This is a genomic window from Gordonia gummivorans (genome assembly GCF_022513585.1).
Lineage (GTDB): Bacteria > Actinomycetota > Actinomycetes > Mycobacteriales > Mycobacteriaceae > Gordonia.
This window is the reverse complement of the sequence record NZ_JAKWBF010000030.1, coordinates 41,520-68,226: the sequence shown is the minus strand read 5'-3', so window position 1 is coordinate 68,226 and position 26,707 is coordinate 41,520. Positions and strand designations below refer to the sequence as shown.

At 66.4% G+C, this 26,707-nt stretch carries 26 protein-coding genes; 6 read left to right on the top strand and 20 right to left on the bottom strand.

What is annotated here, in order from left to right:
* Positions 1–74 precede the first annotated feature (74 nt).
* The gene (locus MKW15_RS19385; protein WP_240861002.1) at positions 75–935 is read right to left on the bottom strand and encodes a ribokinase; all 861 of its coding nucleotides are present in this window, start codon (positions 933–935) and stop codon (positions 75–77) included.
* Entirely contained in the window at positions 932–1,693 is a 762-nt protein-coding gene (locus MKW15_RS19380; protein WP_240860999.1) for an MBL fold metallo-hydrolase, read from the bottom strand. The genes MKW15_RS19385 and MKW15_RS19380 overlap by 4 nt, the downstream gene beginning before the upstream one ends.
* Before the next feature lie 33 nt (positions 1,694–1,726).
* Between MKW15_RS19380 and MKW15_RS19375 the strand changes: the two genes are divergently transcribed.
* Positions 1,727–3,694: a phage holin family protein gene (locus MKW15_RS19375; RefSeq protein ID WP_240860997.1), complete on the top strand. Its 1,968-nt coding sequence runs from the start codon at positions 1,727–1,729 to the stop codon at positions 3,692–3,694.
* Positions 3,695–4,025: 331 nt separating this feature from the next.
* On the opposite strand, the gene MKW15_RS19370 is transcribed toward MKW15_RS19375, so the two are convergent.
* Both MKW15_RS19370 and MKW15_RS19365 read right to left on the bottom strand, forming a co-directional pair.
* Positions 4,026–4,802 (bottom strand): enoyl-CoA hydratase, encoded by a 777-nt coding sequence (locus MKW15_RS19370; RefSeq protein WP_240860996.1) that lies wholly within the window; start codon positions 4,800–4,802, stop codon positions 4,026–4,028.
* Positions 4,803–4,813: 11 nt separating this feature from the next.
* Positions 4,814–5,893, bottom strand: a complete 1,080-nt coding sequence (locus MKW15_RS19365) for a 3-hydroxyisobutyryl-CoA hydrolase (protein ID WP_240860994.1) — start codon at positions 5,891–5,893, stop codon at positions 4,814–4,816.
* 145 nt (positions 5,894–6,038) lie between these two features.
* Here MKW15_RS19365 and MKW15_RS19360 point away from each other — a divergent pair, with 145 nt between their 5' ends.
* Both MKW15_RS19360 and MKW15_RS19355 read left to right on the top strand, forming a co-directional pair.
* Positions 6,039–6,929 (top strand): siderophore-interacting protein, encoded by an 891-nt coding sequence (locus tag MKW15_RS19360; protein WP_240860992.1) that lies wholly within the window; start codon positions 6,039–6,041, stop codon positions 6,927–6,929.
* A 142-nt stretch (positions 6,930–7,071) separates the two neighbouring features.
* The gene (locus MKW15_RS19355; protein WP_240860989.1) at positions 7,072–7,542 is read left to right on the top strand and encodes a hypothetical protein; all 471 of its coding nucleotides are present in this window, start codon (positions 7,072–7,074) and stop codon (positions 7,540–7,542) included.
* Positions 7,543–7,572: 30 nt separating this feature from the next.
* On the opposite strand, the gene MKW15_RS19350 is transcribed toward MKW15_RS19355, so the two are convergent.
* From MKW15_RS19350 to MKW15_RS19340, 3 genes are all read right to left on the bottom strand, one after another.
* Entirely contained in the window at positions 7,573–8,475 is a 903-nt protein-coding gene (locus tag MKW15_RS19350) for an SDR family oxidoreductase (protein ID WP_240860987.1), read from the bottom strand.
* Between the two features lie 100 nt (positions 8,476–8,575).
* Entirely contained in the window at positions 8,576–9,442 is an 867-nt protein-coding gene (locus MKW15_RS19345) for an SDR family oxidoreductase (protein ID WP_240860985.1), read from the bottom strand.
* A gap of 25 nt (positions 9,443–9,467) precedes the next feature.
* A complete protein-coding gene (locus tag MKW15_RS19340; RefSeq protein WP_240860984.1) occupies positions 9,468–9,947 on the bottom strand; it encodes a MarR family winged helix-turn-helix transcriptional regulator in 480 nt (159 codons plus the stop codon).
* 103 nt (positions 9,948–10,050) lie between these two features.
* On the opposite strand from MKW15_RS19340, the gene MKW15_RS19335 reads away from it, so the two are divergent.
* On the top strand, positions 10,051–11,544 hold the full coding sequence (locus tag MKW15_RS19335; RefSeq protein WP_240860982.1) for an MFS transporter: 1,494 nt from the start codon (positions 10,051–10,053) through the stop codon (positions 11,542–11,544).
* On the opposite strand, the gene MKW15_RS19330 is transcribed toward MKW15_RS19335, so the two are convergent.
* Positions 11,520–12,431, bottom strand: coding sequence for an oxygenase MpaB family protein (locus MKW15_RS19330; RefSeq protein WP_240861008.1), 912 nt, complete (start codon positions 12,429–12,431; stop codon positions 11,520–11,522). The two genes, MKW15_RS19335 and MKW15_RS19330, sit on opposite strands and share 25 nt — an antisense overlap.
* An 84-nt stretch (positions 12,432–12,515) precedes the next feature.
* On the opposite strand from MKW15_RS19330, the gene MKW15_RS19325 reads away from it, so the two are divergent.
* Entirely contained in the window at positions 12,516–13,106 is a 591-nt protein-coding gene (locus tag MKW15_RS19325) for a TetR/AcrR family transcriptional regulator (protein WP_240860981.1), read from the top strand.
* A 5-nt stretch (positions 13,107–13,111) separates the two neighbouring features.
* On the opposite strand, the gene MKW15_RS19320 is transcribed toward MKW15_RS19325, so the two are convergent.
* Genes MKW15_RS19320 through MKW15_RS19310 form a run of 3 tightly spaced genes read right to left on the bottom strand, consistent with a single transcriptional unit; the run spans position 13,112 to position 16,385 of the window.
* A complete protein-coding gene (locus MKW15_RS19320; protein WP_240860979.1) occupies positions 13,112–14,449 on the bottom strand; it encodes a hydroxysqualene dehydroxylase in 1,338 nt (445 codons plus the stop codon).
* A 16-nt stretch (positions 14,450–14,465) separates the two neighbouring features.
* Entirely contained in the window at positions 14,466–15,458 is a 993-nt protein-coding gene (locus MKW15_RS19315; protein WP_240860977.1) for a Gfo/Idh/MocA family protein, read from the bottom strand.
* A 30-nt stretch (positions 15,459–15,488) separates the two neighbouring features.
* Complete coding sequence (locus MKW15_RS19310; protein WP_240860975.1) at positions 15,489–16,385, bottom strand: extracellular catalytic domain type 1 short-chain-length polyhydroxyalkanoate depolymerase; 897 nt, start codon at positions 16,383–16,385, stop codon at positions 15,489–15,491.
* A 249-nt stretch (positions 16,386–16,634) separates the two neighbouring features.
* Here MKW15_RS19310 and MKW15_RS19305 point away from each other — a divergent pair, with 249 nt between their 5' ends.
* Positions 16,635–17,063 (top strand): MarR family winged helix-turn-helix transcriptional regulator, encoded by a 429-nt coding sequence (locus MKW15_RS19305; protein ID WP_240860972.1) that lies wholly within the window; start codon positions 16,635–16,637, stop codon positions 17,061–17,063.
* On the opposite strand, the gene MKW15_RS19300 is transcribed toward MKW15_RS19305, so the two are convergent.
* From MKW15_RS19300 to MKW15_RS19260, 9 genes are all read right to left on the bottom strand, one after another.
* Positions 17,056–17,919 carry a hypothetical protein gene (locus MKW15_RS19300; RefSeq protein WP_240860970.1) on the bottom strand — a complete coding sequence of 288 codons (864 nt, stop codon included), beginning with the start codon at positions 17,917–17,919 and terminating at the stop codon, positions 17,056–17,058. The two genes, MKW15_RS19305 and MKW15_RS19300, sit on opposite strands and share 8 nt — an antisense overlap.
* Positions 17,920–17,937: 18 nt before the next feature.
* Positions 17,938–19,203 carry a glucarate dehydratase family protein gene (locus tag MKW15_RS19295; RefSeq protein WP_240860968.1) on the bottom strand — a complete coding sequence of 422 codons (1,266 nt, stop codon included), beginning with the start codon at positions 19,201–19,203 and terminating at the stop codon, positions 17,938–17,940.
* A 13-nt stretch (positions 19,204–19,216) separates the two neighbouring features.
* Positions 19,217–20,152, bottom strand: coding sequence for a 5-dehydro-4-deoxyglucarate dehydratase (locus MKW15_RS19290; protein ID WP_240860966.1), 936 nt, complete (start codon positions 20,150–20,152; stop codon positions 19,217–19,219).
* Between the two features lie 28 nt (positions 20,153–20,180).
* Positions 20,181–21,776 (bottom strand): aldehyde dehydrogenase (NADP(+)), encoded by a 1,596-nt coding sequence (locus MKW15_RS19285; RefSeq protein WP_240860964.1) that lies wholly within the window; start codon positions 21,774–21,776, stop codon positions 20,181–20,183.
* A 163-nt stretch (positions 21,777–21,939) separates the two neighbouring features.
* Complete coding sequence (locus MKW15_RS19280; RefSeq protein WP_240860963.1) at positions 21,940–22,941, bottom strand: 2-hydroxyacid dehydrogenase; 1,002 nt, start codon at positions 22,939–22,941, stop codon at positions 21,940–21,942.
* Positions 22,938–23,672: a sulfite exporter TauE/SafE family protein gene (locus tag MKW15_RS19275; protein WP_240860961.1), complete on the bottom strand. Its 735-nt coding sequence runs from the start codon at positions 23,670–23,672 to the stop codon at positions 22,938–22,940. The genes MKW15_RS19280 and MKW15_RS19275 overlap by 4 nt, the downstream gene beginning before the upstream one ends.
* Complete coding sequence (locus tag MKW15_RS19270; protein WP_240860959.1) at positions 23,669–24,697, bottom strand: ABC transporter ATP-binding protein; 1,029 nt, start codon at positions 24,695–24,697, stop codon at positions 23,669–23,671. The genes MKW15_RS19275 and MKW15_RS19270 overlap by 4 nt, the downstream gene beginning before the upstream one ends.
* Positions 24,690–25,706, bottom strand: coding sequence for an ABC transporter ATP-binding protein (locus MKW15_RS19265; protein ID WP_240860957.1), 1,017 nt, complete (start codon positions 25,704–25,706; stop codon positions 24,690–24,692). Before MKW15_RS19265 ends, MKW15_RS19270 begins: the two co-directional genes overlap by 8 nt.
* The gene (locus MKW15_RS19260; RefSeq protein ID WP_240860955.1) at positions 25,703–26,701 is read right to left on the bottom strand and encodes an ABC transporter permease; all 999 of its coding nucleotides are present in this window, start codon (positions 26,699–26,701) and stop codon (positions 25,703–25,705) included. The genes MKW15_RS19265 and MKW15_RS19260 overlap by 4 nt, the downstream gene beginning before the upstream one ends.
* Between the last annotated feature and the right edge of the window lie 6 nt (positions 26,702–26,707).

Here is a 26,707-nt window from a genome sequence, read left to right as displayed (position 1 = left end):
TCGCTAGCGCTCCTCACATCTCAGCCAGCAGAGGGGAACTCAGCCGGCGAGCGTCGTCAACCAGCGGTGGGGACTCAGCCGGTGGAGCGCCCGGCGAGGAACGCCGTCGCGGCGTGTGCGGCGTCACGGGCGGCCGTGTGCAGACCCGTTCCGACGGCGAGCCCGGCGGCGAGCACACCCGCGAAATGGTCTCCCGCGCCGGTAGTGTCGGAGACCGGGACGCGATCCACCTCGACCGTCGATGTACGTACGGAATCGGCCACCACCACCCCGGCTGCGCCGAGGGTGATCACCACGGACTTCGACAACGAACACAGATCCCGCGCAACCGCTTCCGGGTCTGCCGAGACCTGCTGCGCCGAACACTGGGTGAAGTACGCGGCTTCGATCTCGTTGACCACCACAGGATCAGCGGCTGCGAGCACGGACTCCGGCAGCGCCGCAACCGGACTCGGGTTCAGCACAAACCGGCATCCACAATCGTGAGCCCATTGCGCAATCGAGTCAGTCACCGCCATCGGCGACTCCAGTTGTGTCAGAACAATACTCGGTCCGGCCTCATCGAGGGCCGCCCGCACCGCCTCGGGCGTCAGCAGGGAATTCGCCCCGGACACCACGACGATGCGGTTGTCGGCCGCCGCATCGACCTCGATGATCGCTCGGCCGCTGACCTCGTCGACCGTCACCACATGACGAACGTCGACACCGCCGGCCCGCGCCGCATCGAGCATCCGGCGCCCGGTGTCGTCGTCCCCGACCGCACCGATCAACGACGTCGGCACCAGACTCGCTGCGGCCATCGCCTGGTTGGCCCCTTTGCCACCGGGCCGTTCGATCAGTGTCGTACCCAGAACCGTCTCGCCGAGATCCGGTAACCGCTCGACCCGCACCACGAGGTCCATGTTCAACGTGCCGACCACCACCACCCGGCTCATGAGAGTTGCTCCCCCGGTTGGAGTTCGACGGCCTCTATGCCATTGCGACGCGCAAGCTCCACGAACTGGGCGCCCGGCGAAGAGAACCGCTCGGGCCGCACCCGCGACAGACCGATCGGCCACAGGGTTCCGAAATGGATCGGCACCGACCGTCGGGCGCGCACCACTTCGGCGGCCACCGTCGCCCGTTCCGGATTCATGTGCCCCTCACCGAGGGTCGGCCCCCACCCGGCGACCGGCAACAGGGCCAGATCCACATCACGCACCCAGTCGTGCAGGTCGGCATAGACGTCGGTGTCGCCGGCGAAGTAGGTGGTCGCATCCCCGGTCACCACGTACCCGAGCGCCGGTGTGGTGTGGTCGCCGCGCCGCCAGCGTCGGCCGTCGTGATCGGCCGGAACCGCGCGGATGGTGACCTGCCCGATCCGCACCTCGTCGCCGGGGCTCACCTCGATCAGCTCGTTGCCCAACCGCCGCAGTGAGGTCAGGGCGTCGGGAGCGCCGCGGGGCACCACGATCGGAACCTGCTCGCGCACAAGCCGCAACGACGGCAGGTGCGTGTGGTCGGCGTGCAAGTGCGACAGCACCACCACATCCGGGTCGAACACGCCGGGCCCGGACGGATTCTCGCCTCGGCGGCGCCTCAGATGGACCAGGCGCGAGGTCAGCACCGGATCGGTGAGCACCCGGGTACCGCGGTCCTCGATCAACGCGGTCGCGTGTCCCAGCCAGCGCAGGCGGGGCAGCGGGGAATTCACCCCAGTAGTCTCCCAGACGAGCGAAAGGATTCCATGCGCACCACCGCGACAATCTTCCGAGGGTTCGTCGAATTCCTCATCCTGTGGATCACCTCTGCGCTGGCCATCCTCGCCCTCGACAAGATCCTCGACGGCATCACCCTGCAGTCCTCCGACGTCGGCGTCACGGCGTTGGCAACGCTGCCGGCGGCGATGATCCTGGCCCTGGTGTTCGGCGTGCTCAACACCGCGCTGTGGCCGATCGCGGTGCGACTGATGTCGTGGGGCGGCCCGCTCCTCCTGTTCTTGATGACCTTCGTGACCAGCGGCTTGATCCTGGTCCTCGCGCTGTACCTGGTGCCGGTCGCCGAGATCGACCATCCGTTCAGCGCCTTCTTGATGGCGCTACCGCTGTCCTTGATCAGCTCGCTGATCGGCGGTGCGGTGGCCTCCCGGTCCGACACCGCCTACCGCCTGATGCTGGTTCGGCGCCAACGTTTTCGCCTACGGCGCGAACCCCGGCCGGCCGACGAGACGCCCGGTTTGCTCTGCATCCAGATCGACGGTCTCGGCCACGGTGTGCTGCGTCGCGCGATCGCCGACGGGGTGACCCCCACCCTGGCGAAATTGGTCCGCGAGTCGCACACGCTCATTCCTTGGCACACGGACTGGAGCAGCCAGACCGGCGCGACCCAACTCGGCATCCTGCACGGCAGCAACCACAACGTCCCCGCGTTCCGCTGGTACGACAAGTCGACCGGTCACACGTCGGTGTTCAGCAACCCCCGTGACAACGAACTGCGTGAGGAAGAACGCGCCGAGATCCCCGGACTGCTCGCCACGGACGGCGCCAGCCGCGGCAACCTCTTCACCGGGGGAGCCGCCGACAACGTGCTGGTGGTCAGCCGTATGCGCGGCGCTCGACTCGGCGGCGGCGCGGGCTACACGTCGTACTTCCTTGACCCGTCCAATGCGCTGCGCACCGTGCTCGGGATGATCGCCGAGATCGCTCGCGAGTTGCGACAATCCGCGCATCAACGCCGACGCGACATCCTGCCCCGCGTCCCTCGGGGCGGTGTCTACCCGTTTGTCCGGGCGTTCACCACCGTCCTGGCCACCGACATGACCGTCTCGGCCGTCGTCCGCGACATGATCCAGGGCCGCAGCATCATCTACGCCGACCTCATCGGGTACGACGAGGTGTCGCACCACTCGGGGATCTCCCGGCCCGAGACGCTGTCGGTGCTGACTCGAGTCGACGAGACCATCCGCCTGCTGCTCGCCGCGGCAGCGCAGGCCGACCGCGACTATCGCGTCGTCGTGCTCTCCGACCACGGTCAGAGTCAGGGCGCCACCTTTCGGCAACGCTACGGCGAAAGTCTCGCGCAACTGACCGGTCGACTGTGCGGCCACTCCGTGGAGCAGCCGCGCAAGAAGGCCGAATCCGAGGGCGGCCTGTACGCGGCCGCGAGCGTCAATGCCGCCGCGGAATCCGAACCCGCGCAGGCGAGGACGCCGGTGGTGTTGGGCTCGGGGAACCTGGGGCTGATCAGCTTCCCCGCCGTCGACGGCCGCGCCGACACCGATGCAATCGAGGACCGATACCCGGGACTCCTCGACGCGCTGCGAACCCACCCCGGCATCGGGTTCCTCCTCGTCGCCCGCCCCGACGGCTCCTCGGTGGTGCTCGGCGCCGACGGTAGCGTCGACGTCGCTTCCGGGGTGGTCACCGGCGTCGACCCGCTGCAGCATTTCGGCGACGATGCCCTCGACAAGGTCCGTCGCACCGACGGTTTCGACAATGTCGCGGACGTCATGGTCGGCGGTGCCTACTGGCCCGAGACCGACGAGGTCGCGGCCTTCGAAGAGCAGGTCGGTTCACATGGCGGCATGGGCGGTCCCCAGAGCACCCCGTTCCTGCTGTATCCCGCCGACCTTCCGGCGCCCGACGACCCGGTGCACGGCGCCCAGAGCGTGCACCGGATTCTGGCCGGCTGGCGCGACCACCCGCTCCCTACCTGACCCGAACGGTCCCACCCGCTCCCTGAACCTGACCCGAACGGTCCCACCCGCTCCCTGAACCTGACCCGAACGGTCCCACCCGCTCCCTGAGGTGCGACGAGCGCTAGCGAGGAGCCTCGAAGGGCCTGGTGAGACAAGCACTTTCGTCGACCACATGCTGACACCGTGCCCTCGATGCCGTGCACTCACGGTGATTGCGCCAACGAGTCACGTCACCAGGCCTTCGAGGCTCTCGGCTGGCGCCTCGAGCACCTCAGGCAGCGTAGGTTGGCTCCGTTTCCACAGATCCAGGCTGTGCGACGACGCTGCCCGGTCGCTTCCACAATCTGGATCAACGGTGGGTGAACTTCGGCTCCCGCTTGTCGACGAACGCCGCCATCCCTTCGGTCTGGTCGTCGGTGGCGAAGGTCGAGTAGAACAACGCCCGTTCGGCGCGAACCCCTTCGGCGAGGCCCGATTCGAAGGCGCGATTGACGGCGTCCTTGGCCGCCGCCGACGCGATGAGCGACTTGGCGGCGATCGTCTCGGCGACCTCGATGGCGGTACTGCGGCACTCCTCGGTCGGCACCACACGCGACACCAGCCCGGCGCGTTCGGCCTCGTCGACCTTCATCTGGCGCCCGGTGAGCACCATGTCCATCGCCTTGGATTTACCGACGGCCCGTGTGAGTCGTTGTGAGCCACCGATTCCCGGAATGACACCCAGGTTGATCTCGGGCTGCCCGAACACCGCGTTCTCGCCGGCGATGATGAAGTCACACAGCATCGCAAGCTCACACCCGCCACCCAGCGCGTAGCCGGTGACCGCGGCGATGATCGGGGTCCGCGTCCGCGACAGCTCATCCCAACTGCCGAAGTACCGCTCGTTCACCACGTCGGCGTAGGTCTTCGACGACATCTCCTTGATGTCGGCTCCGGCCGCGAAGGCCCGCTCCGAACCCGTGATGACGATCGCGCCGATGCCCTCGTCGACGTCGAAACCCTGGACCGCACCGACGACTTCGTTCATCAGTTCGGTGTTGAGCGCGTTGAGCGCCTTGGGCCGGTTGAGGGTGATGATCCCGACCCGGCCGGAACGCTCGATGATGATGGTCTGCAACTCGGACACTGAGGTTCTCCCTATGATTCGGCGGTGATTTCGCTGTCGAAGGTCAGTTCGTGCGGCAACGGTTCGAAGAACTTGTCCACATCGCCCGACGAAACATTCTGCGCCCAAGCAGGGTTGCGATCTTTGTCGATGACCTGAGCGCGGATACCCTCGGCCATGTCGGGGTGCAGCAGGCATCGCAGCGACACGCGATACTCACGCTTGAGGGTCTCTTCGAGGGAGTCGTCGCCGGCGGCCTGCTGCAGCGAGCGCAGCGTGACCGCGGTGGCGGTCGGACTCTTGGCCGCAATCGCGTCGGCCACCTTGTCGGCCTCCGGGGTTCCGACCGCGCGGAGTGCATCCACGATTTCCGGGACTGTGTCGGCGGCAAAGGCTTTCGAGATCCAATTGGCCTGCTCGGTGAGCGGCGAGGGGGGCGCAGCGGTGGTGAACGCATCGAGCGCAGCCGCCAGGCCCTCGGTGCCGATCGCCGTCCGGAAGTCGTCGAGATGCTCGGCGGGGACGAAGTGGTCGGCGAGACCGAGTGCGATCGCGTCGGCACCCTTGAGCGGGTTGGCGGTCAGGCCCGCATAACGGCCCAGGTTGTCAGGGACGCGGGAAAGCAGATGCGTACCACCGACATCCGGCACGAACCCGATGCCGACCTCGGGCATCGCCAGCCGGGTGCGGTCGGTGACGATGCGGGTGTTGCCGTGCGCCGAGATACCCACGCCGCCACCCATGACGATGCCGTCCATCAGGGCGACGTAAGGCTTCGGGAAGCGGGCGATCTCCGCATTGAGCCGATACTCGTCGAACCAGAACTTGGCCGACGGCGACTGTTCGGCGTGTTCGTCACCCGCGGCCGGGTCACCGCTGAGAGCAGCCGCGTCGCGGTGGATCGCCACAATGTCGCCGCCCGCGCACAGTCCACGCTCACCCGCTCCGGACACCACCACCACGTCCACCGAGTCGTCGGCCGCCCACTCGTCGAGCAGTCGCGCCATCTCGAGCGCCATCTGGTGGTCGAGTGCGTTGATCGACTTCGGCCGATTGAGCACCAGGTAGGCGGCCGAACCGATCCTCTCGGTGAGCACGGACGGTTCCGTCACGGCGTCTCCTCTCTGAGCCTGCGATTCGACCTAGATACTTGCATATCCAAGTAAATGTGTCCACGGGCGGGCACTCTTCGCTGATCGAGCCGACACCGAGCCGCCAGGCGAGGAGTCGTGTCGAGGTCACGTCTACGGTTGCCCCATGAGCTACTCGAAGGCAGTCGTCCGTGACGTGGCGGAACTCGGGCCGCGGTTCCTCCGAATCCTCTTCGACGTCGCCGACCTCGACCACCTCGCGCTGCCCGGCAACTCCGACGAGGCGGTCGGGCTCTGGGTCCCGTCGCCCGGCGAGCACTCCGTCCCCGCGATGACCGAACGTAACGGCGTCTGGGCCTACCACGACACCGAGAACACCCCGGAAGGCCGGAACTACTCGATTCGCGCCGTCGACCGCGCCGCGAGGACGGTCACCGTCGACGTCGTGGTGCATGCCGCTGGTCCGATCACCGAGTTCGCGCAACGCGCGCGTCCCGGCGACGAGGTCGCGATGTCGCACGCTCGCAGTTGGTACCACCCACCGGCCGACACCGACTGGTACGTGTACGCCGCCGATCTGGCCGGACTGCCCGCGCTCGCCCGCATCCTCACCGAATCGTCCATCCTCACCGAATCGTCACGGCCCGCCGCGCAGACCATCGTCGTCGTCGAGGTGGTCGACCCGGTCGATCTCGAGTTGCTTCCCGAGCACGACGGTCTGATCACCATCGTCGGCGGCAACGGTCACGGCCCGAGTGGGCTCGCCGACGCCGTGCGGGAGTGTGCGTTCCCGGCCGGCCGCGGGTACTGCTGGTTCGCCGGCGAGGCGGCGCAGTCGCGTGCCGTGCGCAAGCATCTTCGAGGCGAACTCCGTTGGAGCCGAGACCAATACGACATCATCGGCTACTGGCGATCCGAAGGCGAGCGCTGGGCCAAGGAGTACGAGAAGCACGGCACCGAACTGCTCGCCGTCTACGAGAAGGCGATCGCCGACGGCAAGGGCACCAAGGTGGCCGGCGAGGAGTTCGACGAGGCACTCGAACGCGCGGGCCTCTGACCCACCGTGTCCCCCGATTGGTGGAGGCGGCAATCCACCGACCGATCAGCCGGTGAGCGGAATCCGCACGAGGACTCCTCAGAGCAGAGTCATGGGTGTCACCGGGACCACCAACCCGGCCCACACACCAAGGAGCACACTCATGATCACCAAGACCCGCCGCATCACTGCCGGAGTCGCTGCCGTGGCCGCGACCGCCGGCATCGGATTCGCCTGTGCCGGAGCCGCACACGCCGGCACCATGCCCGTCACCCGGCCCGGCGAGCCGACCGTCGCGATGACGATCACCAACCACACCAACAAGCCCGAATACCTGGTCGGGGCGACCGCCGGTCAGGGCGGTCAGTGGGTCAACGCACCGCAGCGCGTCCTCTACCCTGGGGCCAGCGAAACCGTCACCGCGGTCGCGCCGTTCGCGAACTCGCTGACCGTCGACGCGCAGTACCGGATCGGCCTGTTCGGCCCGACCGCCAACTACGAGATCGAGAACATGAAGCACAACACCAACACCGCGATGAGCGGCATCTGGGGACCGCGCGCCCAGAACTACTGGATGAACAACAGCATCAGCAGCCGCTACCCGACAGTGAACGTCGGATTCGATCAGTGGTGAAACTCGGGCGTTCGACGAGCGCGTGAACGGTCAAGATCTGGGGACGCTCCCCGACTCCAGATTGCGCGCGCTCGTCGAACGCCCCAATGCCGCCACCTCGGCGTCCATCCGGGGCAGGATCTCGGTGGACGCCGCACGGGTGGCGTTCTCGGCCACCCGTGACGTCAGCACTGGTTTGATCCACCGCAGGAGACCCACCCACCCAGGGACATTGATCCGCCGACTGCGACGAGAGATTCCCCGTACGAACGCTTTGACGCACACATCCGCGTCGATGGAGTGCTTCATCGGACCGGGTAACGTCGCCCGCATCTCGTCGAAAGTGGGCATGTCTGCTTGTGATTCACGCACCAGCGGGGTGTCGAGCCACGACATGTGAGCCGACCCGACGTCGACGCCCGTCGGCAGCAATTCGAGTCGCAACGCGTTGGCGAACTGTTCCACACCCGCCTTGCTCGCGTGATAGGCGGCGAGTCCGGGCACCACACCGTAGGCGGCCGACGACGAAACGATCAGGATATAGCCCTTGCGGTCGATGACAGAGGGCAAAGCCGCACGCACCGTGTGAAAGACGCCGGTGATGTTGATGTCGATGACCTTGCGGAACGTCGCCGGATCGATGCATTGAACCGAGCCGTACCCGCCGATACCCGCATTGGCGACCACCACGTCGACCCCGCCGAAGCGTTCGATCCCCTTCGCTGTCGCCACCTCGACCGCCGACAGGTCGGTCACATCGGCGATCGCGGTGAGCGCAGCGTCGCCCAACTCCGCCCCCAGGTCGTCGAGCGCGGGCGCGTCGACGTCGACCAGGATCAGCTTGGCACCTTGGGCGGCAAGCGCTTTGGCGGTTCCCCGACCGATTCCCTGTGCCGCGCCCGTGATCAGGACAACCTTGCCTCGCAGATTCGTGCCGCCTCGTCGCAGTTTCATGCGTGAATTATCCGCAATCTTCGTTGACTGTGCGTCGAATTTCGTTGATCGTGCACACGGCACGCACGGTCAACGGTTTGGGACGCACGGTCAACGGGGGTCAGTACTGCGCGACCTGGCCATCCTTGGGCGCTCGATACATGCGCCACAACAACTTCGGCATCGATCGCAACGGCAACGGCTTGGGCCAGTCGCGGGATCGGAGCAACGCCTCGGTCCCGCCGTCGACGGTGATGACGCTGCCGCACATGAAATCGGCGCTGTCGGACAGCATCAGCATCACCCAGGCCGCGAGCTGCTCGGGTGTTCCGTACTCCCGCACCGGCACCGGAAACGACCGCACGTTCTTGCCCTGCGCGCTGTTCAGTTGGGATTGCAGGAGCGGCGTCATCACCGGGCCCGGTGCGAGGACGTTCACCCGGATTCCCGCACCGGCCCAGTCCGGGCGCGTTCCGTGCAACCGACACCACTGCGTGACGGCCACCTTCGACGCCGCGTAGGCCGCGGGCGCCGACACCTGACCCCGCCGGCGAATCTGCCGCGCGGCGGCCTCGGTGTCACCGGCGATCAGGCGTCGTACCGCGCGATGGGGCACCAGCGGCGTCGACGTCGTCGAATTAGAACCGAAGACAACGACTTTCGCATTCGACGCGGACGCGAGCGCCGGCCGCCACGCCGTCAGGAGTTCGGTGACGCCGAGAACATTCACGTCGAGGATCGTCTGTTCCTGACCACGTTTCGGACCCAGCCCGGCCGCGAGCACCGCGCCGTCGAGCCGTCCCGAGCAGCGTTCGAGAACCGCCGACGCCGCGGCCGCCCGACCGTCGGCCGTCGACAGATCGGCGGCGATGTCCGCGTCGGTTCCGGGCCGATCGATGCCCAGAACGGTGTGCCCGGCCTCGGTCAACGATGCCGCCACCGCAGCACCCATCCCCGACGCCGCGCCGGTCACCGCATATGTGCCCATCAATTCCTCACTTGCTGCCGGTTCGTCACTTGGCGAGTCGGGTGTCGCGGTCCTGGCGATGCAGGACGCGGTCGTAGGCGTCGTTGTAGGCGCGGAGTTCGCGGAGCAGCGATTCGGGCGTCCCTGGTGCCAGGTCGGCGAAGACCTGCTCGAGTCGGCCCGCGCGCAGTGTGCCGTCGTGGATGAAGGCCTCGTGACCACGAGTGGTCGGACGAATCCTGCGGCTCGGTGAACCCTCGACGTCGAACCGTTCGAGGTAGCCGTGTTTGATCGCAGCGTTCACCTGCCGGTTCACCGTCGACTGTTCGAGGTCGAGGTCGACGGTCAGCTGACGCAGGGTGCGCGGGCGTCCGTCGGACAGCAGCCACAGGATCGTGAAAGCCGAGTTGTCGAGGATCGAATCGGGATGGATGTTGACCTTGCGACGAGTCAACCGGAGCAACTCGTCGGCCAGATGGCCGTAGACCGGCACCGGCCAGAACGACGCGTCCTTCTCAGCCGCCATCCCGACCCAACTCCTTCGCACGGCGAATGTCCGATTCGCTGTATGTACGGTACATATGTAGCCTGCATACGTCGCCGGAAATGATGCCAGTGGAGTGTGCCGTATGACAAGCAAACCCGACCTCACCGTCGTCGACGACGCCGGCGTGCCCCACGCGGACACGACCCCGGCCGGCGCGATCGGCACGGTCGTCGTGCTGTGCGTCGCGGGTCTGATCGCGTCGCTGATGCAGACGCTGATCATCCCGATCCAGCCCGAACTCCCCACGCTCCTGGGTACCTCGATCTCGAGTGCGTCGTGGATCATCACCGCCACCCTGCTGGCCGCCGCGATCGCCATGCCGGTCGCCGGTCGCCTCGGCGACATGTTCGGCAAGCAGCGCATCATGATCGGCAGCGGAATCCTTCTGACGGTCGGATCGCTCGTCTGCGCGTTGAGCAATTCGGTGGTGCCGCTGGTGGCCGGTCGCGCGATCCAAGGTCTTGCCATGGGTCTGATCCCGGTGGGCATCAGCCTGATGCGTGAAGTGACCCCGCCTCGTCTGACGTCGATGGCGGTTGCCGCGATGAGCGCGACGCTGGGCGTAGGCGGCGGTGTCGGACTGCCGCTGGCCGCCTGGATCACCGAAGAGTGGAACTGGCACATGCTGTTCTGGGTGTCCACCGCGTTGGCCGTGGTGATCACCGTGCTGATCGTCCTCGTGGTACCCCATATCGCCGACGCTGCGGGTGGCCGATTCGACTATCTCGGTGCGCTCGGACTCGGTCTCGGTCTGGTGAGTGCGCTCATCGCCATCTCCAAGGGCAACGACTGGGGGTGGACCTCGGGCAGCACCCTCGGTCTCCTCGTCGGCGGCCTGGCGATCCTGGTCCTGTGGGGTTTCTACGAGGTTCGGCACCGCGAGCCCCTCGTCGACCTGCGGACCACCGCAAAGCCCGCGGTGCTGCTCACCAACCTGGCCGCCATCGCCATCGGCTTCGGCATGATGGCGCAGGCCATCGTGATCCCGGCCCTGCTGGAGACACCCGAGTTCACCGGGTACGGCCTCGGGCAGACCGTCTTCGCGGCAGGCCTGTGGATGGCACCCGGCGGATTGACGATGATGCTGTTCGCCCCGGTGTCGGGGTTGCTCATCAACAAGATCGGCGCGAAGTACACCCTGGCCATCGGCGCCACCGTGCTGGGCGCCGGTTATCTTGTCGCCTTCTTCCTGATGAACTCGGCCTGGCAACTCGCGCTGGCATCGATCATCGGTTCCGCGGGCGTGGGTACCGGTTACGCGGCCATGCCGACCCTCATCATGGGCTCGGTGCCCATCACCGAGGCCGGTGCCGCGGTCGGACTCAACGGCCTGATGCGGTCCATCGGCACCACCGTCGCCTCCGCGGTGATGGCGCTCGTCCTGGCGAGTTCGACGACCGAGTACTTCGGCCGCGACTTCCCCGACCAGTCAACCTTCCACTGGTGCTTCGTGATCGCCGCCGCGGCAGCGTTCATCGGTGTCGCGATCACCCTGTGCATCCCGACCGCACGTCCGACAGCCGGCCCCCAAGCCGTGCGCCTCGCAGGCGATCAGCGCGTCGCAGCCGAGGCCTGAGATTCGACGGCCGTCTCCGACGGGGTGTGCTGCACGGGGCAGCCTTTCGCAAAGGTGCCCATCTTGTCGATCTGGAAACCGTTGGGGTAGCTCCGGATTCGCGGCATGTCGTGCACGTACTGCGGCTTGCGGCGGGACGGCAGGAACGACAGCAGCCGCGCCCTGGCCTTCAGTGCGCCACGCGACACCTTCCGTGCGATCTCGCCGGGTTCCCGATAACCGAACGCCTCGATCAGGGGTTCGTCCATCAACGACCGGCTAAACACGTCGACGCCGCGTGCGGCGAAGCCGGGATAGAACGACGCCATCAGCTCCATCGTCGCATCCGCCACCCGCCGCGCGCCGGCGTCGAAGGCGAAGTGTTGCGCCTCGTAGGTGTCCATGAAATCGGCGAAGTCGTCGTAGGTGGTCGGGATGTCCTTGATGCCCATGTGCTTTCCCAGCGACTGGTAGTAGCGCACGGATGCCAAGATCTCGCCGTCGGTGAGGTCGCGCCAACCGAAATCGGCCAGCCACCTGCGCGGTACGACCACGAATGTGGACAGGACGTAACGGAAGTCGTCGTTGGAGATGTCGTACATGTGGTGCATCTGGTTGATCCGACGGATGGCGCTCTTTCCGCGCGCACTGTCGAATCCCTCGATCAGCGGCACCTCGAGCAGGATGCTCGTGTCGTCGTAGCGCTTCTGGGTGGACTCGGTGAAGGCGGCGGTCTCGTCGAGCAGTCGGCCGATGCTCGGTACGGCGTAGGTCCGGAAGAGCGCAAAGCTGAGTGCCTGGTTGATGTCCCACGGGAACTCGAGCGTCGACAGGTTGCGATAGATCTCGGTGTAGTCGGTCTCGGGATTCAACCCGGCATTCGGATGATTCTTGCGGGGATTCACCATGCGCACTGCGGTCTCCTTCGTCGCGTCCACAAAGCGTAAGTGAACTTATTGTTTTGTGCAACAGGTCACATCTACACTGAGTGGGTGGAATCGACGGAACGGCGGCGGACGACGCCCTCGCACACTGCCAAGGTTCGCTACCTCGAGGCCGGGCTGCTGATCCTCGCCGAACAGGGGCATGCCGGGCTCAAGCTCGCGACGGTCTGCGGTTCGGTGGGCGCAACGACCGGGTCGTTCTATCACGCTTTTCCCAGCTGGGGCACGTACACCGCGGCTCTGATCCGATACTGGCGCGCCGAGAAGAGCCAACGATTGATCGCCGACGCGACCTCCGTCGCCGACCCGCTGGAACGTCTCACCTTCCTCACCGGCATCGCGTTGCGATTGCCCCACGACACCGAGGCCGCCATCCGCGTCTGGGCCGACCGCGACCCCGAGGTGCGCGCGATCCAGGCCGAGGTCGACGAGGAACGCCGCAGCTACATCGCCGACACCCTGGCCGCCGTCACCGGCGATCGGGAGCAGGCCGAACTGCACTCGAGAGCCGCCATGTACCTGCTCGTCGGCTACGAGAACGGCTCGCAACGATCCCTCCGGGCACTCGACTGGGCCCTGCAGAGCCTGCTCTCCCAGGTGCTCGCCGAATCCGGACTGACTGCGGCCCCACCCCAATAGGTCGCCTATCGCCCGAGGATCACGTCGACCGCGCGGGCGGCGCTCTGGCACGCGCCCTCCATGGTCGTGGTCCAGTCGGTCCGGGTCCAGTCACCGGCCAGAGCGAGACCGCGTACCGCGGTGCGTTGGTCGGGACGAATGCCCGCGGTGCCGGGTCGTTGCGCGAATGTCGATTTCGGCATGCGCACCACATGGCTGTGAATCACCTTGGCGCCCTTGGCACCCGGATAGTATTTGCGCAGCATGTCCATCTGGATGTCGGTGATCTCGACATTGGACTTCTGTGTCAGCTCGTAGGCGGCCGACACCGTCGTCGAATAGAAGTGGTTCTCCGTGGCGTCGCGGCCATGCATCCGCTGGCGGTCCCAAACCTGTTCCAGGACAACCTCTCCCCCGTAGAGGATCTCGCCCCAGTCCGACATCCCGATCGAGCGGTCGAGGTAAAGATTGACACTCACGATCGGCACCGGAGTCAGGGCTTGCGCTGCGGCATAGATCTTTTCGTGACCGGGCACCTGGTCCAGCAGACCGGCGATGTTCCAGACCGGGACCGCGCAGACGACGGCATCGGCAGCGATGTGTTCGCCGCCGACCAGCGTCACACCGGTCACGGCCCCGTCGGCGACATCGACGGACGAGACGACGGCCCGGTGTCGGACGTCGACACCCGCGTCGGCAAACTTCTTCTCCGCGCCATCGATGAACAGGGTGTCGAGATCGACTGTGGGATAACCGATCGAGATCGGCGTCTTGGTTGCACGGGCCCGTCGCATGCCGGTCACCAACAGGTCTGCGGGCACCTTGGCCGAGGAGATGTCGGGCTTGTCGCCGGTCAGTCCGATCACGATGCCGTCCCACAGCGCGTCGCGTGCCGATTGGGGCATACCGATGCGGCGGAACCATTCGTCGGCGGTGACGTCGTCGAGCCACGCCGGTTGTCGTAGTGCCTGCCGGATCAGTGTCGCCTGCGCCCGCGCGGTCCGCAGTTTGTCCAACCCCTTCACACCCGGCAGGTCACCGAGCGCCGTCCGCAGGCCGGACACTCCCGAGAACGACGACGTGCGGGTTTCCCCGCCGGGCATCCGCATCGTCATGTGACCCGGAAACGCCACATGCTTGCGGGTGCCGACACTGTCCAGATACCGCATCAGGTGCTCGTAGCCGCTGGCGAAGACGTGTTGCCCGTTGTCGGGTACGTCGTCGACCGCGGCCAGCGGCATCGAGATGGTTCGACCACCGAGCGATCCCCGACGCTCCAGCAACGTCACCCGATGACCGGCTTCGGCGAGCCACACCGCCGACGCCAGACCCGCCAGTCCTCCACCCACGACCACACAATGCATGGACCGAGGGTAACCGTCAGGCGTGACCGAAGCGAGACGAACCGGTATGAATCGTCTCAACCACTCGAAGGGTCGCCCTGGTCCCGGCATGATCGCGTTCCGGGGTGTCGGCGCCGGAGATCAGATCGGCGAATCGTCGTATCTCGTGCTCCATGTTGTTGTGCGGCACGTCGAGCTCGTAGTCGCGCTGCACACCGTCGAGGCTGGTCACCGTGGCTGTTCGCGGTTCGGCGACGTGGTCGAAGGTGATGGTGCCGCGCTCTCCCTGAATCTCGTTGACGCGGTTCGACGCGGTGATCTTCGAGTAGGACAGATCCACGATGAAGCCGTCGTAGATTGCGAGCGCGGCCCCTGCTCCATCTGCACCACCGGGAATGGGGATCGCTGCACCGAGCACCCGGTCGGGTTCGCCGAAAAGGTGGATCATCGCGGCGATCGGATACACCCCGAGGTCGTATAGCGCACCGCCGGCCAGCGCGGGGTCGAAGATGTTGACGCGCTCACCGGCGAGTACTTTGTCGTAGCGCGCCGACCGCTGGCAGTAGGCAAACGATGCTCGACGCAACACGCCGATCTCGGGAAGCAGTTCGGCCAGCGCAGCCATTGCCGGGTCGTACACATTGCGGATCGCCTCCAGCACGATGACGTCTGCCGCCGACGCCGCCGCCGCCAGCTCGTCGAACTCTGCGACGGTCGGAAATGCGGGCTTCTCGACGAGGACGTGCTTGCCCGCACCGATCGCCTGGAGCGCCTGGTCGTGATGAATGCCGTTGGGAGAGGCGATGTACACGGCGTCGACGTCGGCCGACGCGAGCAATCCGTCGAGATCGGCACTCGACTGCGCAATCCCCGTCTCGGCGGCGAACTGCGCTGCGTGTTCGGAGTTGCGCGAGTAGGCGGTCGCGACCTGCACTGCCGGCACCTGCGCAGCAGCGTCGAGGAAGGTACGGGTGATGGTCGACGTCCCGATGGTGGCGATGCGGATCATGTGGTCAATTGTTGCCCTCACGAGGCCGACACTCACCGACGTTCTCCGAATTCAGCGCACGCCCAGCCCGAAGAAGTCGGCGATCGCGGCGGTGGCGTCGAGTGCAGCGGGCTGCGATGCCGATCGAGAACCCGGCCATTCGTGCCCACCACCGGCAACGGTGATGAGCTCGACCGTACGTCCGGCACGGCATCGCGCCGTCGAGATCGTCAGACGTCCCGACCTGCCGATCCTCGGGGGCGCGCACCGATCGGCGTTGCGCCACAACGCATTGTCGGCAGCCACGGACAGTCCGTTCACCCGAGCCCCGCCACCTCCGAAGGGCAGTCCCGGTCCGCCGCGATACGGGACCCGTGGGTCGGCATCGCCATGGATGTGCAGAACGGATGTCGGGGCGGGTGACGAGCACCGGCTGACGATGGTGCCGGCCACGACAGCCACGGCCGCAAACAGATTGGTCTGGCACGCAAGGCGATAGGTCATCATGGCACCGTTGGACATGCCGGTCACGTAGATGCGCCGCGGGTCGATCGAGGTCCTCTTGGACACGTCCGCGACGACCGCACGAATGAATCCCACGTCGTCGACGTTGCGCTGTTGCGCAGGACCACAACAGGTTCCGGCATTCCACGACCGTCGGAATCCGTCGGGATAGGCAACCACGAATCCCCGACGCTGCGCCTGTGAGTCCCACCCATAGGCCCGCTGCGCCTGGCGGGCCGAACCGTATCCGCCATGCAGCACCACGACGAGCGGTGCGGCACCTGGGCGCGATCGGGGCACGAACAGCTGATACTGACGCTCGAGCCCACCATGATTCAGCTGGTGCGACGAGCGGCCGGTCGGGGCGGCAGCCGCGTTCGACGGAACCATCAGGAGTGCCGCAAGCACGGCGAGGCAGACCACGGCGCAAGCATGGCGAGATCGGGTGAGGACCATACGAACCATTTTGACAAGATACTTGCCTAAATGCAACGCCTCTCCTGAGCCGAGGTGCCCCTACCGCTCCCGGAGGTGCGAGGAGCGAAAGCGACGAGCCTCGAAGGGCTGGTGAGACAACAATGTCGTCTCACCAGAGGCTTCGAGGCTCGCAGGCTCGCACCTCAGCCATCGGGACGGCCCTGCTCAGCCAGCGGGAGGGCGCGGATGCATCTAGGAGGCGGCGGAGACCTCTTCCCGATTTGAAAGACTGATCGCATGCAGTTGCCCCCGCGTACGACACCGGCGCTCGTCCAGGCGCTGGCGCGTCGTGCCGGGCCACGGGTTGCGGCGGCATTCGCCGAAGCGGGACTCGACGGCGTCACCCCTGCGCAAGCGGTCGCGCTGGTTCCGCTGGTGGAGTCGCCGCGTCATGCGTCGGATCTGGCCGAGATCAACGGGGTCAGCCGGCAAGCCGTCGCCCAAGCACTCACCGCACTCGAGAAGGGCGGCTACGTCCGGCGGATCACCGACCCGGACGACGCGCGCGCAAAGCTCATCGAACTCACCGAACGGGGATGGCTGGCTCTGCGCACCATGCGTCGAACGGCATTGGAAGTGGAGCGGGAGTGGGAGGCGACGCTCGGAGCCGAGGACGCAGCCACGTTCCGGGCCCTCCTGAGTCGCTTGCTCGACACGTCTACGTGAAATACGACGCGTACTGCGCATACGGGACCTGCCCAGTGGCGCTCGCCTTGATCGCACGGGCCACGGCCGGCGGGATCGGGGCCCAGTACGCGGGCATCGCCGCTGCGATGTCGGGCTTCACGATGTAGAGCAACACGAAGTTGACCAGCCACAGTGGCGGCGCCATCGACATGCCGACGGTCGCGGTGCGAACGTTCTTGGTGTTGGCGACCAGCTGCGCCTCACCCGAGATCTGCTGTGCGACAAACCCGAACGGTAGTTCTGCCGTGTAGGCCGACCGATAGAGCGCTTCCAGGGAGCGCCGCGCACCATTCGCCCGCATCCAGTTCCCGACATAGCCGCCGGGCGCGATGAGCGTGTTCACCTGGCGAGTCGGAGCACTGGCATTCGCCGGACTCTGCAACATGCCGCTCTTGGTGACGTAGAGGCCGTAGCTGCCCAGGATGGAACCGCCGAAACCGGGGCGCCCGTTGGTGTTCGTCAGGATACCCAGACAGGCATCGATGATCTTGGCAGACTGCTTCGACCCACCCACGCCGCTGCCCGTGACGAAATCGCGATACTGTTTCTCGCTCAACGCGTCGGCCGGCGTCAATCCCAGGCCGCGTGCGATCCGTTCCGCGGCCTGACGACCCACGGGTCGGTTCAGCTGACCGGGCGACGTCAACTTCGCCGGCGCGTAGGGAAGGTAGCGCTCCGGCCCGGCGAATGGTTGCGCAAAACCTGTGTCCTGCGTCTGCGCACGAGGCGGTGCCCCGTGCGCCGACGGAGAGATCACGAGGGGAATCGCGCACATCGTCATGATGAGCGGGACGATGATGACACTGCGAAGTCTGCGCGACGGGCGAACTGGCATGGCGAACCATACCAACGCTCACCAACGCGGACAGGTGTTCTCGAAACTCGGGTCGATCGACTTCATGTAACCGGTGTCGTCGCGATCGCGCACACCGCAATCCAGGTACTGCTGATGCAGCCGCTCCAGCGCGGCCTCGTCGACCTCGACACCGAGCCCAGGGCCGGTCGGCACCGGCACCGCCCCGTCGACAAAACCGAGCACACCCGGCTTCACCACATCCTCGGTCTTCCACGGCCAGTGGGTGTCACACGCATAGGTGAGATTCGGTGTGGCGGCGGCCAGATGGGTCATCGCGGCCAGGCTGATGCCGAGATGGGAGTTGGAGTGCATCGACAGGCCCATCCCGAAGGTGTCGCAGATTCCGGCGAGCAGTCGCGATCGCTGCAGACCACCCCAATAGTGATGATCGGACAGCACCACCGACACCGAATTCTTGCGCATGGCCGGCTCGAGATGATCGAAGGCGACGACGCACATGTTGGTCGCGAGCGGCATCTTGGCCTCGGCGGCCACCTCGGCCATCCCGTCGAGTCCCGGTGTGGGGTCTTCGAGATACTCGACCACGCCGTCGAGTTCGGCGGCCACCCGGATCGACGTGTCGACGGTCCAGGCCGCATTGGGGTCGAGTCGCAGCGGCACATCGGGGAATTCAGCGGCCAGGGCCTTGATCGCCGCAACTTCCTCATCCGGCGGGAACACGCCGCCCTTGAGTTTGATTGCGGTGAAGCCGTACTCGTCGATCATGCGATGCGCTTGGCGGATCAGCCCACCGGGCTCGATTGCCTCACCCCAGCTGTCCTCGACTCCGCCGGGATGCCCCGCCCACTTGTAGAACAGGTAGGCGCTGAACGGAACCCGATCGCGCACCGCACCTCCGAGCAGGTCGCTGACCGGACGGCCGAGGCTCTTGCCCTGGACGTCGAGGCAGGCCACCTCGAACGGCGAGAACACACGATCCGTCGTGCTGGCGGTGGTGATCATGCCGGCGACGCCGTCACCGCCGGTCACCGACAACTGTCCGATCCGCTCGTCGATCGTGGTGCGGATCAGGTTGAGGGAGAACACATCCAAGCCGACGATGGCCTCGGCGGCGGCTTCCATCCGGGTGATGTGCGCAGTATCGGCATACGTCTCGCCGACTCCCTGCAGACCGCCGGCGGTATCGATTCGGATGATCGCCCGCAACGCATACGGCTGGTGCACACCAACGGTGTTCAGCAATGGCGGGTCGACGAATGCCACGGGTGTGACGGTGACGCCGGTGATGACTGTCGGTTGCATGGGACCGGCTGCCTCAGACGGCCGCGCTGGTGGCCAGCGAACCGGCCAGGACGGCACGACCAGCGGCGGTGATTCGTTCGAGTTCCGCGCGATGCTCGTCGGTGAGTCCGACGAGAGGTGCGCGTACTGGTCCGGCGTCGATACCTTCCATGGTCACGCCCTCCTTCACCAGCGACACCGCATACCCGGGAACCTTGTTGCGCAGGCGCACGAGTGGGTGGAAGAAGTCCCGCAGCAACGCCTCGGTGAGTTCGGTGTTGCCGGTTTCCAGCGAGTTGTAGAACGCGAGGGCCAGTTCCGGCGCGAAGGCGAAGGTCGCCGACGAGTACAGGGTCACGCCGATGGCGCGGTAGGCCTGCTGGGTGATCTCGGCGGTCGGCAGGCCGTTGAAGAACAGGAACTCCTTGCCGGAATCTGCCAAGGCAGCCTTCACGGCGATCACGATCCGCGACACGTTGTCGAGATCGCCTGTGCCGTCCTTGAATCCGATGACGGTGGGCAGCTGGGCGACCTTGATCGCGGCGGCTTCGTCGAAGACCGCGTTGCCACGGTTGTAGACGATGACCGGCAGGTCGGTGGTCGATGCGACGGCGCGCGTGTACTCGACGAGTCCGGCCGGCGGCATGGTGACGAGATACGGTGGGAGCAAAAGGATTCCGTCGGCACCATTCGCCTTGGCACTGGCCGCGAATTCCTTGGCCTGGACCAGCGAACCGCCGGCACCGGCGAACACCGGCACCCGACCGCCGACGGTCTCGACGGTGCGGCGCACGATCTCGCCGAACTCGCGCAGGCCGAGCGCATGGAATTCGCCGGTGCCGCAGGCGACGAAGACGCCGCCGGGGCCGGCTGCGACACCGCGGTCGATGTGCTCGACGAGACGGTCGTAGTCGACCTCGCCGTCGGGGCCGAAGGGTGTGACGGGGAAGAACAGTACGCCGTCAAGCATGGTGAGCTCCTTGAATTTCTGTGTGTGGTCAGTCGCGGGTGAGTTCGCCGTCGATGCGGCGCCAGATGTGTTCGGGGTTGCCGTCGGCGATGGCGGCAGGCCGCAGGGCGTCGGGGACGTCCTGATAGGCAACGGGTCGCAGGAATCGTTCGATCGCCAGCGATCCGACGGAGGTGGTCCGGCTGTCGGAGGTGGACGGATAGGGTCCGCCGTGCACCATCGCGTGCCCCACCTCGACACCGGTGGGCCAGCCGTTGAACAGGATTCGACCCGCCTTGAGTTCCAGATCGCCGACCAACTCGGCGGCGTCGTCGTGATCGGTGTCAGCGGCGTGAACCGTAGCGGTCAGTTGTCCCTCGAGCTTCGCGGTGACCTCGCGAACCTGCTGCTGGTCACGGCATTTGACGATCAGGCTCGACGCCCCGAAGATCTCCTGTTGCAGCTCCGTCGACGCGAGGAAGGTGTCGGCGTCGGTGGCGAACAACGCCGCACGGCACGCGTTGGGCCCCTCGGGACGCTCACCTCGCGCCACCACCGTTGCCGCCTTCTCGAATTCGTCGACACCTCCGGTGTAGGAGCGCGCGATGTTGGGAGTCAGCATCGGGGTCGGGGTGCTGCCGGACACGGCTTGGGAGGCGGATTCGATGAAGGTGTCGAGGTCGGGGCCGTCGACGGCGATCACCAGCCCGGGGTTGGTGCAGAACTGTCCCGAGCCCATCGTCAGCGAGCCGACGAAGGCGCGTCCGAGTCCGGCCGCGTCGGCGCGGAGTGCGCCCGCAAGTGGATACACCGGATTGATCGAACTCATCTCGGCGTAGACGGGAATCGGCTCCGGGCGGGCGGCTGCCGCACGAACAAGAGCCGTGCCACCTGAGCGGGAGCCGGTGAAGCCGACGGCCTTGATGTTCGGATCGGTCACCAGGGCAACGCCGAGTTCCGAACCCGCGCCGTACAGCAGGGAGAAGGTGCCCGCGGGCATGCCGCTGGCCACGATGGCGGCGGTGATGGCCTTCCCCACCAGCTCCGAGGTACCCGGATGCGCGTCATGTGCCTTCACCACGACAGGGCATCCGGCCGCCAGGGCCGAGGCGGTGTCGCCGCCGGCGACGGAGAAGGCGAGCGGAAAGTTGCTGGCGCCGAACACCGCCACCGGCCCGAGGGGGATGCGGCGCTGGCGGATGTCGGGACGGGGCAACGGCGTCCGGTCCGGCAGCGCCGGGTCGATACGTGCGCCGTGCCAGCTGCCCTCCCGCAGCACGCTCGCGAAGAGCCGCAACTGCCCGCTGGTGCGGCCGACCTCACCGGTGATCCGGGCGGCGGGGAGTCCGGTCTCGGCGGTTGCCCGCTCGACCAGCTCGTCGCGTGCCGCGTCGACGTTGTCGGCGATGGTGTCCAGGAAGTGCGCACGGTCGGCCGAGGTGGTGTTGCGGTACGGGCCGAACGCCTGCCACGCGGCCGCGGTCGCGCGTTCGACGTCGGCGGCATCGCCATGCCCGTACGCGGGCGTCAGCAGTTTGTCGGTTGCCGGATTCACGGCCTGGATCGCCCGGCCGGTTCCGGTGACGTACTCACCGGCGATGATCATCTGCCCGGTCAGTGTCCCGGTCCGTTCTGCGGTCGTCATCTGTGTCTTCCTTCGCCGATTCGTCGACTGTGCGGTGGTGGAGTGGCGCCGATCGCGGTGGGGATCGCTCGCCGCGATCGGTGCCATGTTCTGACGGTAAGTCCGGTTATCCATTCATGTCCAAGTCAAATTCAGTGCCCATCGATGCTTACACCGTATCGACCTAGGTCGCAGGGTTACTACCCGCCGGCGGCCACACAATTCGATCCAGCGGCCGGCCGTCGACGAGGCGTCGGATGTTGTCGGCGACATCGTGTACCCGCCCGACGAACGTCTCGGCACTCACTCCCGAAGTGTGCGGCGTCATCAACAGATTCGGCAGCTGCGCGAAGGGCAGGTCCGACGGTTCGGCGCGATCGCCACCGGCGGGGTATCGATACCAGACGTCGATCGCCGCGCCTCCGATGACGTTGTCTCGCAACGATTCGTACAGATCTCGTTCAGCGATGAGGGGCCCGCGACCGACATTGATCAGAATCCCGTCGGACCCGAGACAGGACAGTTCCTCGGCGCCGATCATGCCCTCGGTGCGTTCGTTCAGCGGCGCCGAGACCACCACCACGTCCGACTCGTGCATGAGCCGCTTGAGCTCGTCGGTGTTCGAATACCATTCCAGGCCAGCAGGTTCGGTGATACGACCGGACCCGGTGACTGCACAACCACGGGCAGCGAAGGCAGCGAACAACTCCGCGCTGCGCCGGCCGATGTGACCAAAGCCCACATAACCGATCATCGCGTTGCGCAGCGTGTGTGGCTGCGCCAGACCGTCGCGGTAGACCGAGGTCGCCCAGTTGTTCCTGCGCAGTTCTGCATCCTGGCGCAGGAGGCCGCGTCGCAGCATCACCGCGGACGAGACCACGTACTCGGCGATCGCATCCTCGTGATGAAACGTGTTGGCCACCATGGTGCCGGCCGGCAAGTCCGCGGTACTCACCTTGTCGGTGCCCGCCCCGACCGCATGCACGAGTCGCAGTCCCGTACCGGCTCTCGCCATGGCCGGAGTCACCCGCCCGCCGATGTACACATCTGCGTCGCCGATGTCGTCGACCAGACGGCTCTCGTCAAAACTCTCGTGCCAGGAGAACTCTAGATCTGCCGTGTCGAGCAGAGACAGAAAGAGTTCCTTGTGTGGCAGTACGTTTCGTTCACCAATGACGACCTTCACGGCAACTCCTTGAAGAATAGGATCTGCTGCCCGATGAGCAGCAACGCACCGATCGTCGACACCACGATGGACACGGTGCGCAACCGCTTGGCGTCGAGCAGGCGATTCACGTAGCGGGATGCGAAGTAGCCGACCACGACTGCCGGAATGAGTACGACAAACGCCACCGCGATCTCCCGATGGAGGTGACCCGCAGCCGCCAAGGCACCCAGCGACATGAGACTGCCCACCAGGAAGAACGCGCTCATATTGCTGCGCACGCGGGCACCTTCGGAGCCCGACATCACCAAGGCCATCGGCGGTCCGCCGATCGAGGTGGCGGTACCGAGCAAGCCCGACGCGGCCCCCGCGGTGGCCAGCGCACGCCGACGCGGACGCGGTTGCCAGCCCAGCGCGGCAAGGACCACACCGCCGAGCACCACACCGGCAAGCATCAGCGCCAGTCCGCGCTCGGGAAGCCAAACCAGCAGCAGTGCACCGGCGATGGTGCCCGGGATTCGTCCGACCAACGCCCATCCCGTGCCACGCAGGTCGAGCGCTTCCCGCTCTTTCACCACCACCATCAGCGTGACCACGGTGGCCGACGCGATGAGCGTGCCCGGCAACAACTCTGGCGCCACCAGGGCCACCACCGGCGCTGCGAGCATGCCCATGCCGAAGCCGATCGACGCCTGCATACACGCGGCGAGGCACACCGTCACGGTCACCACGGCCAGGATGGCCACGGTCATGCGACCGCGGGCGTCCCGAGGGCGACGCGACCACGCGGGTGATAGCACTCGGCGACGTGGCCGGCGTCGGCCAGATCGTCCACGATCGGCGGCAACTGCGTCGCGCAGATGTCGGTGGCATGCGCGCATCGGGTCCGGAATCGGCAGCCCGACGGCGGGTTCAGCGGCGACGGAACCTCACCCGACAACAGGATCCGTTCGCGACGGTGCGTCGCATCCAGTGACGGCGCCGCCGACATCAGGGCTTCGGTGTACGGGTGCGCCGGATGATCGAAAACCGATTCGGTGCTGCCGGTTTCGACGATCCTACCGAGGTACATCACAGCGACGCGGTCGGCGACGTGCCGCACCACCGACAGGTCGTGCGAGATGAAGATATAGGAGATGTCGAGTTCATGTTGAAGGTCGTTGAGCAGGTTGAGAACCTGCGCCTGTACCGACAGATCGAGTGCCGAGACCGGCTCGTCGCAGATGATCACCTCGGGGTTGAGCGCGAGCGCGCGCGCAATCCCGAGTCGCTGACGCTGGCCGCCGGAGAACTCCTGGGGGCTACGGTGTTCGTCGCTGGGTCGCAGACCGACCAGATGCAGCAGCTCGCGAACGCGGGCTGCGCGATCCCGCTTGCGCGGGTACAGATCTCGATGCGTACGCCACGGTTCGGAGATGATCTCGGCCGCGTTCATGCGCGCGTTCAGTGATGCGTACGGGTCTTGGAAGACCATCTGCACCTTGCGTCGTAGAGCAAGCAGGTCCTTGCCCTTGAGCCGGTACGGATCGGTGCCGTCCCAGCGCACGGTACCGCCGTCGGGCCGCTCGAGCATCATCAGAGTGCGTGCGAGTGTGGACTTGCCGCAGCCGGATTCACCGACCAGACCGAGGGTCTCCCCCTTGCGCAGGTCGAGGTTGATGCCGTCGAGCGCGCGGAGCTGCTTGCGCCCAGACTTTCCCGACACCGTGAATGTCTTGCCGACGTCACGGACTTCGAGGACCTGGGCTGGGTCGCGTTCAGACTGTTGTTCAGGCATTGCTGGTCTCCTCCGGGAAATGGCAGGCTGCTTTGCGGCCTTCACCTACCGATTGCAGAGTCGGTCGCTCTTGGACGCATCGTCCACGCGCCAGTGGGCAGCGCGCCTGGTAGACGCAGCCGGTCGGGATCGAGTGCAGGTCCGGCGGTGTCCCGCCGATGGACTTGAGATCGGCACCGCGCTCGGCGCTCACCGGGACCGAGTCGAGCAGCCCCTTCGTGTAGGGATGCTTGGGATTGCCGAACACCTCGGCAACCGTGCCGGTTTCGACGACGTTGCCGGCGTACATGATCGCCACCCGGTCGGCCTGTTCGGCCACCAGGGCCAGGTCGTGGGTGATGAGTACCACCGCCATGTCGTGTTCGGTGCGCAGCCGCGCGAGCAGCGCCATGATCTGCGCCTGGACGGTGACGTCGAGCGCGGTCGTCGGCTCGTCGGCGAGAAGTACCTTGGGGCTCAGGGCAACCGCCATCGCGATCAGCAGCCGCTGCCGCATACCGCCGGAGAACTGATGGGGGTAAGAGTCGATGCGCGTCTCCGGTTCCGGAATCCCGACGTGGCGCATCAGTTCGATGGCCTCATGGCGCGCCTGCTTGCGGCACATCTTGCGGTGGATGCGAAACGGTTCGGCCAGTTGGGTTCCCACCGTGTAGACGGGATTCAGTGCCGTGAGCGCGTCCTGGAAGACGATGGCCAGTTCGGTGCCGGCCATGTCGCGGCGTTTGCCGGCTGACGCGGTCACCAGGTCGACGTCGTCGAGGTTGATGGAGCCGTCGGAGATCTCCGCGATGGGGTCGAGCAGACCGACCAGCGCTTGCGCGGTCATCGACTTGCCGCAGCCCGATTCTCCGAGGAGAGCGAGGGTCTCGCCGCGTCGGGCCAGGAAAGAGACGTGGTCGACGGCCCGCACGGTCCCGGTCGGCGTGCGCAGATCGACGGTCAGGTCGGAAACCTCAAGGGCGACAAGTTCGTCCGTGCGCGATTTCCGGTCAAGGGTGGGTGCACTCATCGCACGGCCTTTCGTGAGGAGAAGAAGCGCTTACGGGCTTTGGGGGTGGTCAGGCGCCAGCGCTGACCGGGATCGGTGGCAATGCGAGCCCATGCCGCGAGGATCGTCGCCGAGACCGTCGTGACGACGATGGCCAGACCGGGGAAGAACGAGAGCCACCACGCGGTCTGTAGGTACGTCCGGCCCTGCGACACCATCAGACCCCAGCTCACCTCGGGCGGCTGGATGCCGATGCCCAGGAACGACAGTGACGATTCGGCGAGCATCACGTAGCAGAAGTCGAGCGTAGCCACGGTCAACAAGGTCGGCAGCAGGATGGGAAGCACGTGACCGCGCAGGATGCGCCCACTACTGGCGCCGAATGTTCGTGCGGCGTCGACGAAGACGCGGCTCTGCAGTTCGGCGGATTCGGCGCGGGCGGTGCGCAGGTAGATCGGGATGCGGGTGATGGCCAGGACCGCAACGATGTTGGCCGCGCTCGGCGAGAACACGTAGAGGATGACCACTGCCAGCAGCAACGACGGGAAGCTCATGATGACGTCTGCGACGCGCATGGCGAAGGTTTCCCGCCAGCCCCGGTGATAGCCGGCCCACATGCCGATCGCCGAGCCGATGACGCACGAGATCACCACCGCGGGAACGGACACCATCAGCGTGGTCTGGCAGGCCACCACCAACCGCGCGAACATGCTGCGGCCGAGGGGGTCGGTGCCGAGGAAGTTCATCGCGCCGGTGTCGAGGTTGAACGGCGGCAGATTCGACTCGTCGAGGTTCTGCTCGGTCGCGGCGTCGCCCACCAGCCATGGGCCGAAGATCGCCGTGAACAGGACGATCCCGAGGATCACCGCGGCCACGGTGGCGAGCTTGTCCCGCAAGAGAAGTCGCCACAACGGCAACTTGCTCGACGGCACCTTCTTGGCGGCGACCGAGTCGCCCATCGGGTCGGTCGACGCGACAGGGCTGGTCGGGTCGAGGGGTTCGGTGACGATCGACATCTGGGT

What these genes read in the sequence shown, in the direction of transcription:
- MKW15_RS19285 (WP_240860964.1), bottom strand. Translation starts at nt 21,776, where the DNA reads ATGACGACCGCAGAACGGACCGGGACACTGACCGGGCAGATGATCATC.
- MKW15_RS19305 (WP_240860972.1), top strand. Translation starts at nt 16,635, where the DNA reads ATGCAGTTGCCCCCGCGTACGACACCGGCGCTCGTCCAGGCGCTGGCG.
- MKW15_RS19295 (WP_240860968.1), bottom strand. Translation starts at nt 19,203, where the DNA reads ATGCAACCGACAGTCATCACCGGCGTCACCGTCACACCCGTGGCATTC.
- MKW15_RS19355 (WP_240860989.1), top strand. Translation starts at nt 7,072, where the DNA reads ATGATCACCAAGACCCGCCGCATCACTGCCGGAGTCGCTGCCGTGGCC.
- MKW15_RS19265 (WP_240860957.1), bottom strand. Translation starts at nt 25,706, where the DNA reads ATGAGTGCACCCACCCTTGACCGGAAATCGCGCACGGACGAACTTGTC.
- MKW15_RS19340 (WP_240860984.1), bottom strand. Translation starts at nt 9,947, where the DNA reads ATGGCGGCTGAGAAGGACGCGTCGTTCTGGCCGGTGCCGGTCTACGGC.
- MKW15_RS19320 (WP_240860979.1), bottom strand. Translation starts at nt 14,449, where the DNA reads ATGCATTGTGTGGTCGTGGGTGGAGGACTGGCGGGTCTGGCGTCGGCG.
- MKW15_RS19275 (WP_240860961.1), bottom strand. Translation starts at nt 23,672, where the DNA reads ATGACCGTGGCCATCCTGGCCGTGGTGACCGTGACGGTGTGCCTCGCC.
- MKW15_RS19345 (WP_240860985.1), bottom strand. Translation starts at nt 9,442, where the DNA reads ATGGGCACATATGCGGTGACCGGCGCGGCGTCGGGGATGGGTGCTGCG.
- MKW15_RS19300 (WP_240860970.1), bottom strand. Translation starts at nt 17,919, where the DNA reads ATGCCAGTTCGCCCGTCGCGCAGACTTCGCAGTGTCATCATCGTCCCG.
- MKW15_RS19270 (WP_240860959.1), bottom strand. Translation starts at nt 24,697, where the DNA reads ATGCCTGAACAACAGTCTGAACGCGACCCAGCCCAGGTCCTCGAAGTC.
- MKW15_RS19385 (WP_240861002.1), bottom strand. Translation starts at nt 935, where the DNA reads ATGAGCCGGGTGGTGGTGGTCGGCACGTTGAACATGGACCTCGTGGTG.
- MKW15_RS19290 (WP_240860966.1), bottom strand. Translation starts at nt 20,152, where the DNA reads ATGCTTGACGGCGTACTGTTCTTCCCCGTCACACCCTTCGGCCCCGAC.
- MKW15_RS19360 (WP_240860992.1), top strand. Translation starts at nt 6,039, where the DNA reads ATGAGCTACTCGAAGGCAGTCGTCCGTGACGTGGCGGAACTCGGGCCG.
- MKW15_RS19330 (WP_240861008.1), bottom strand. Translation starts at nt 12,431, where the DNA reads ATGGTGAATCCCCGCAAGAATCATCCGAATGCCGGGTTGAATCCCGAG.
- MKW15_RS19310 (WP_240860975.1), bottom strand. Translation starts at nt 16,385, where the DNA reads ATGGTTCGTATGGTCCTCACCCGATCTCGCCATGCTTGCGCCGTGGTC.
- MKW15_RS19375 (WP_240860997.1), top strand. Translation starts at nt 1,727, where the DNA reads ATGCGCACCACCGCGACAATCTTCCGAGGGTTCGTCGAATTCCTCATC.
- MKW15_RS19335 (WP_240860982.1), top strand. Translation starts at nt 10,051, where the DNA reads ATGACAAGCAAACCCGACCTCACCGTCGTCGACGACGCCGGCGTGCCC.
- MKW15_RS19260 (WP_240860955.1), bottom strand. Translation starts at nt 26,701, where the DNA reads ATGTCGATCGTCACCGAACCCCTCGACCCGACCAGCCCTGTCGCGTCG.
- MKW15_RS19350 (WP_240860987.1), bottom strand. Translation starts at nt 8,475, where the DNA reads ATGAAACTGCGACGAGGCGGCACGAATCTGCGAGGCAAGGTTGTCCTG.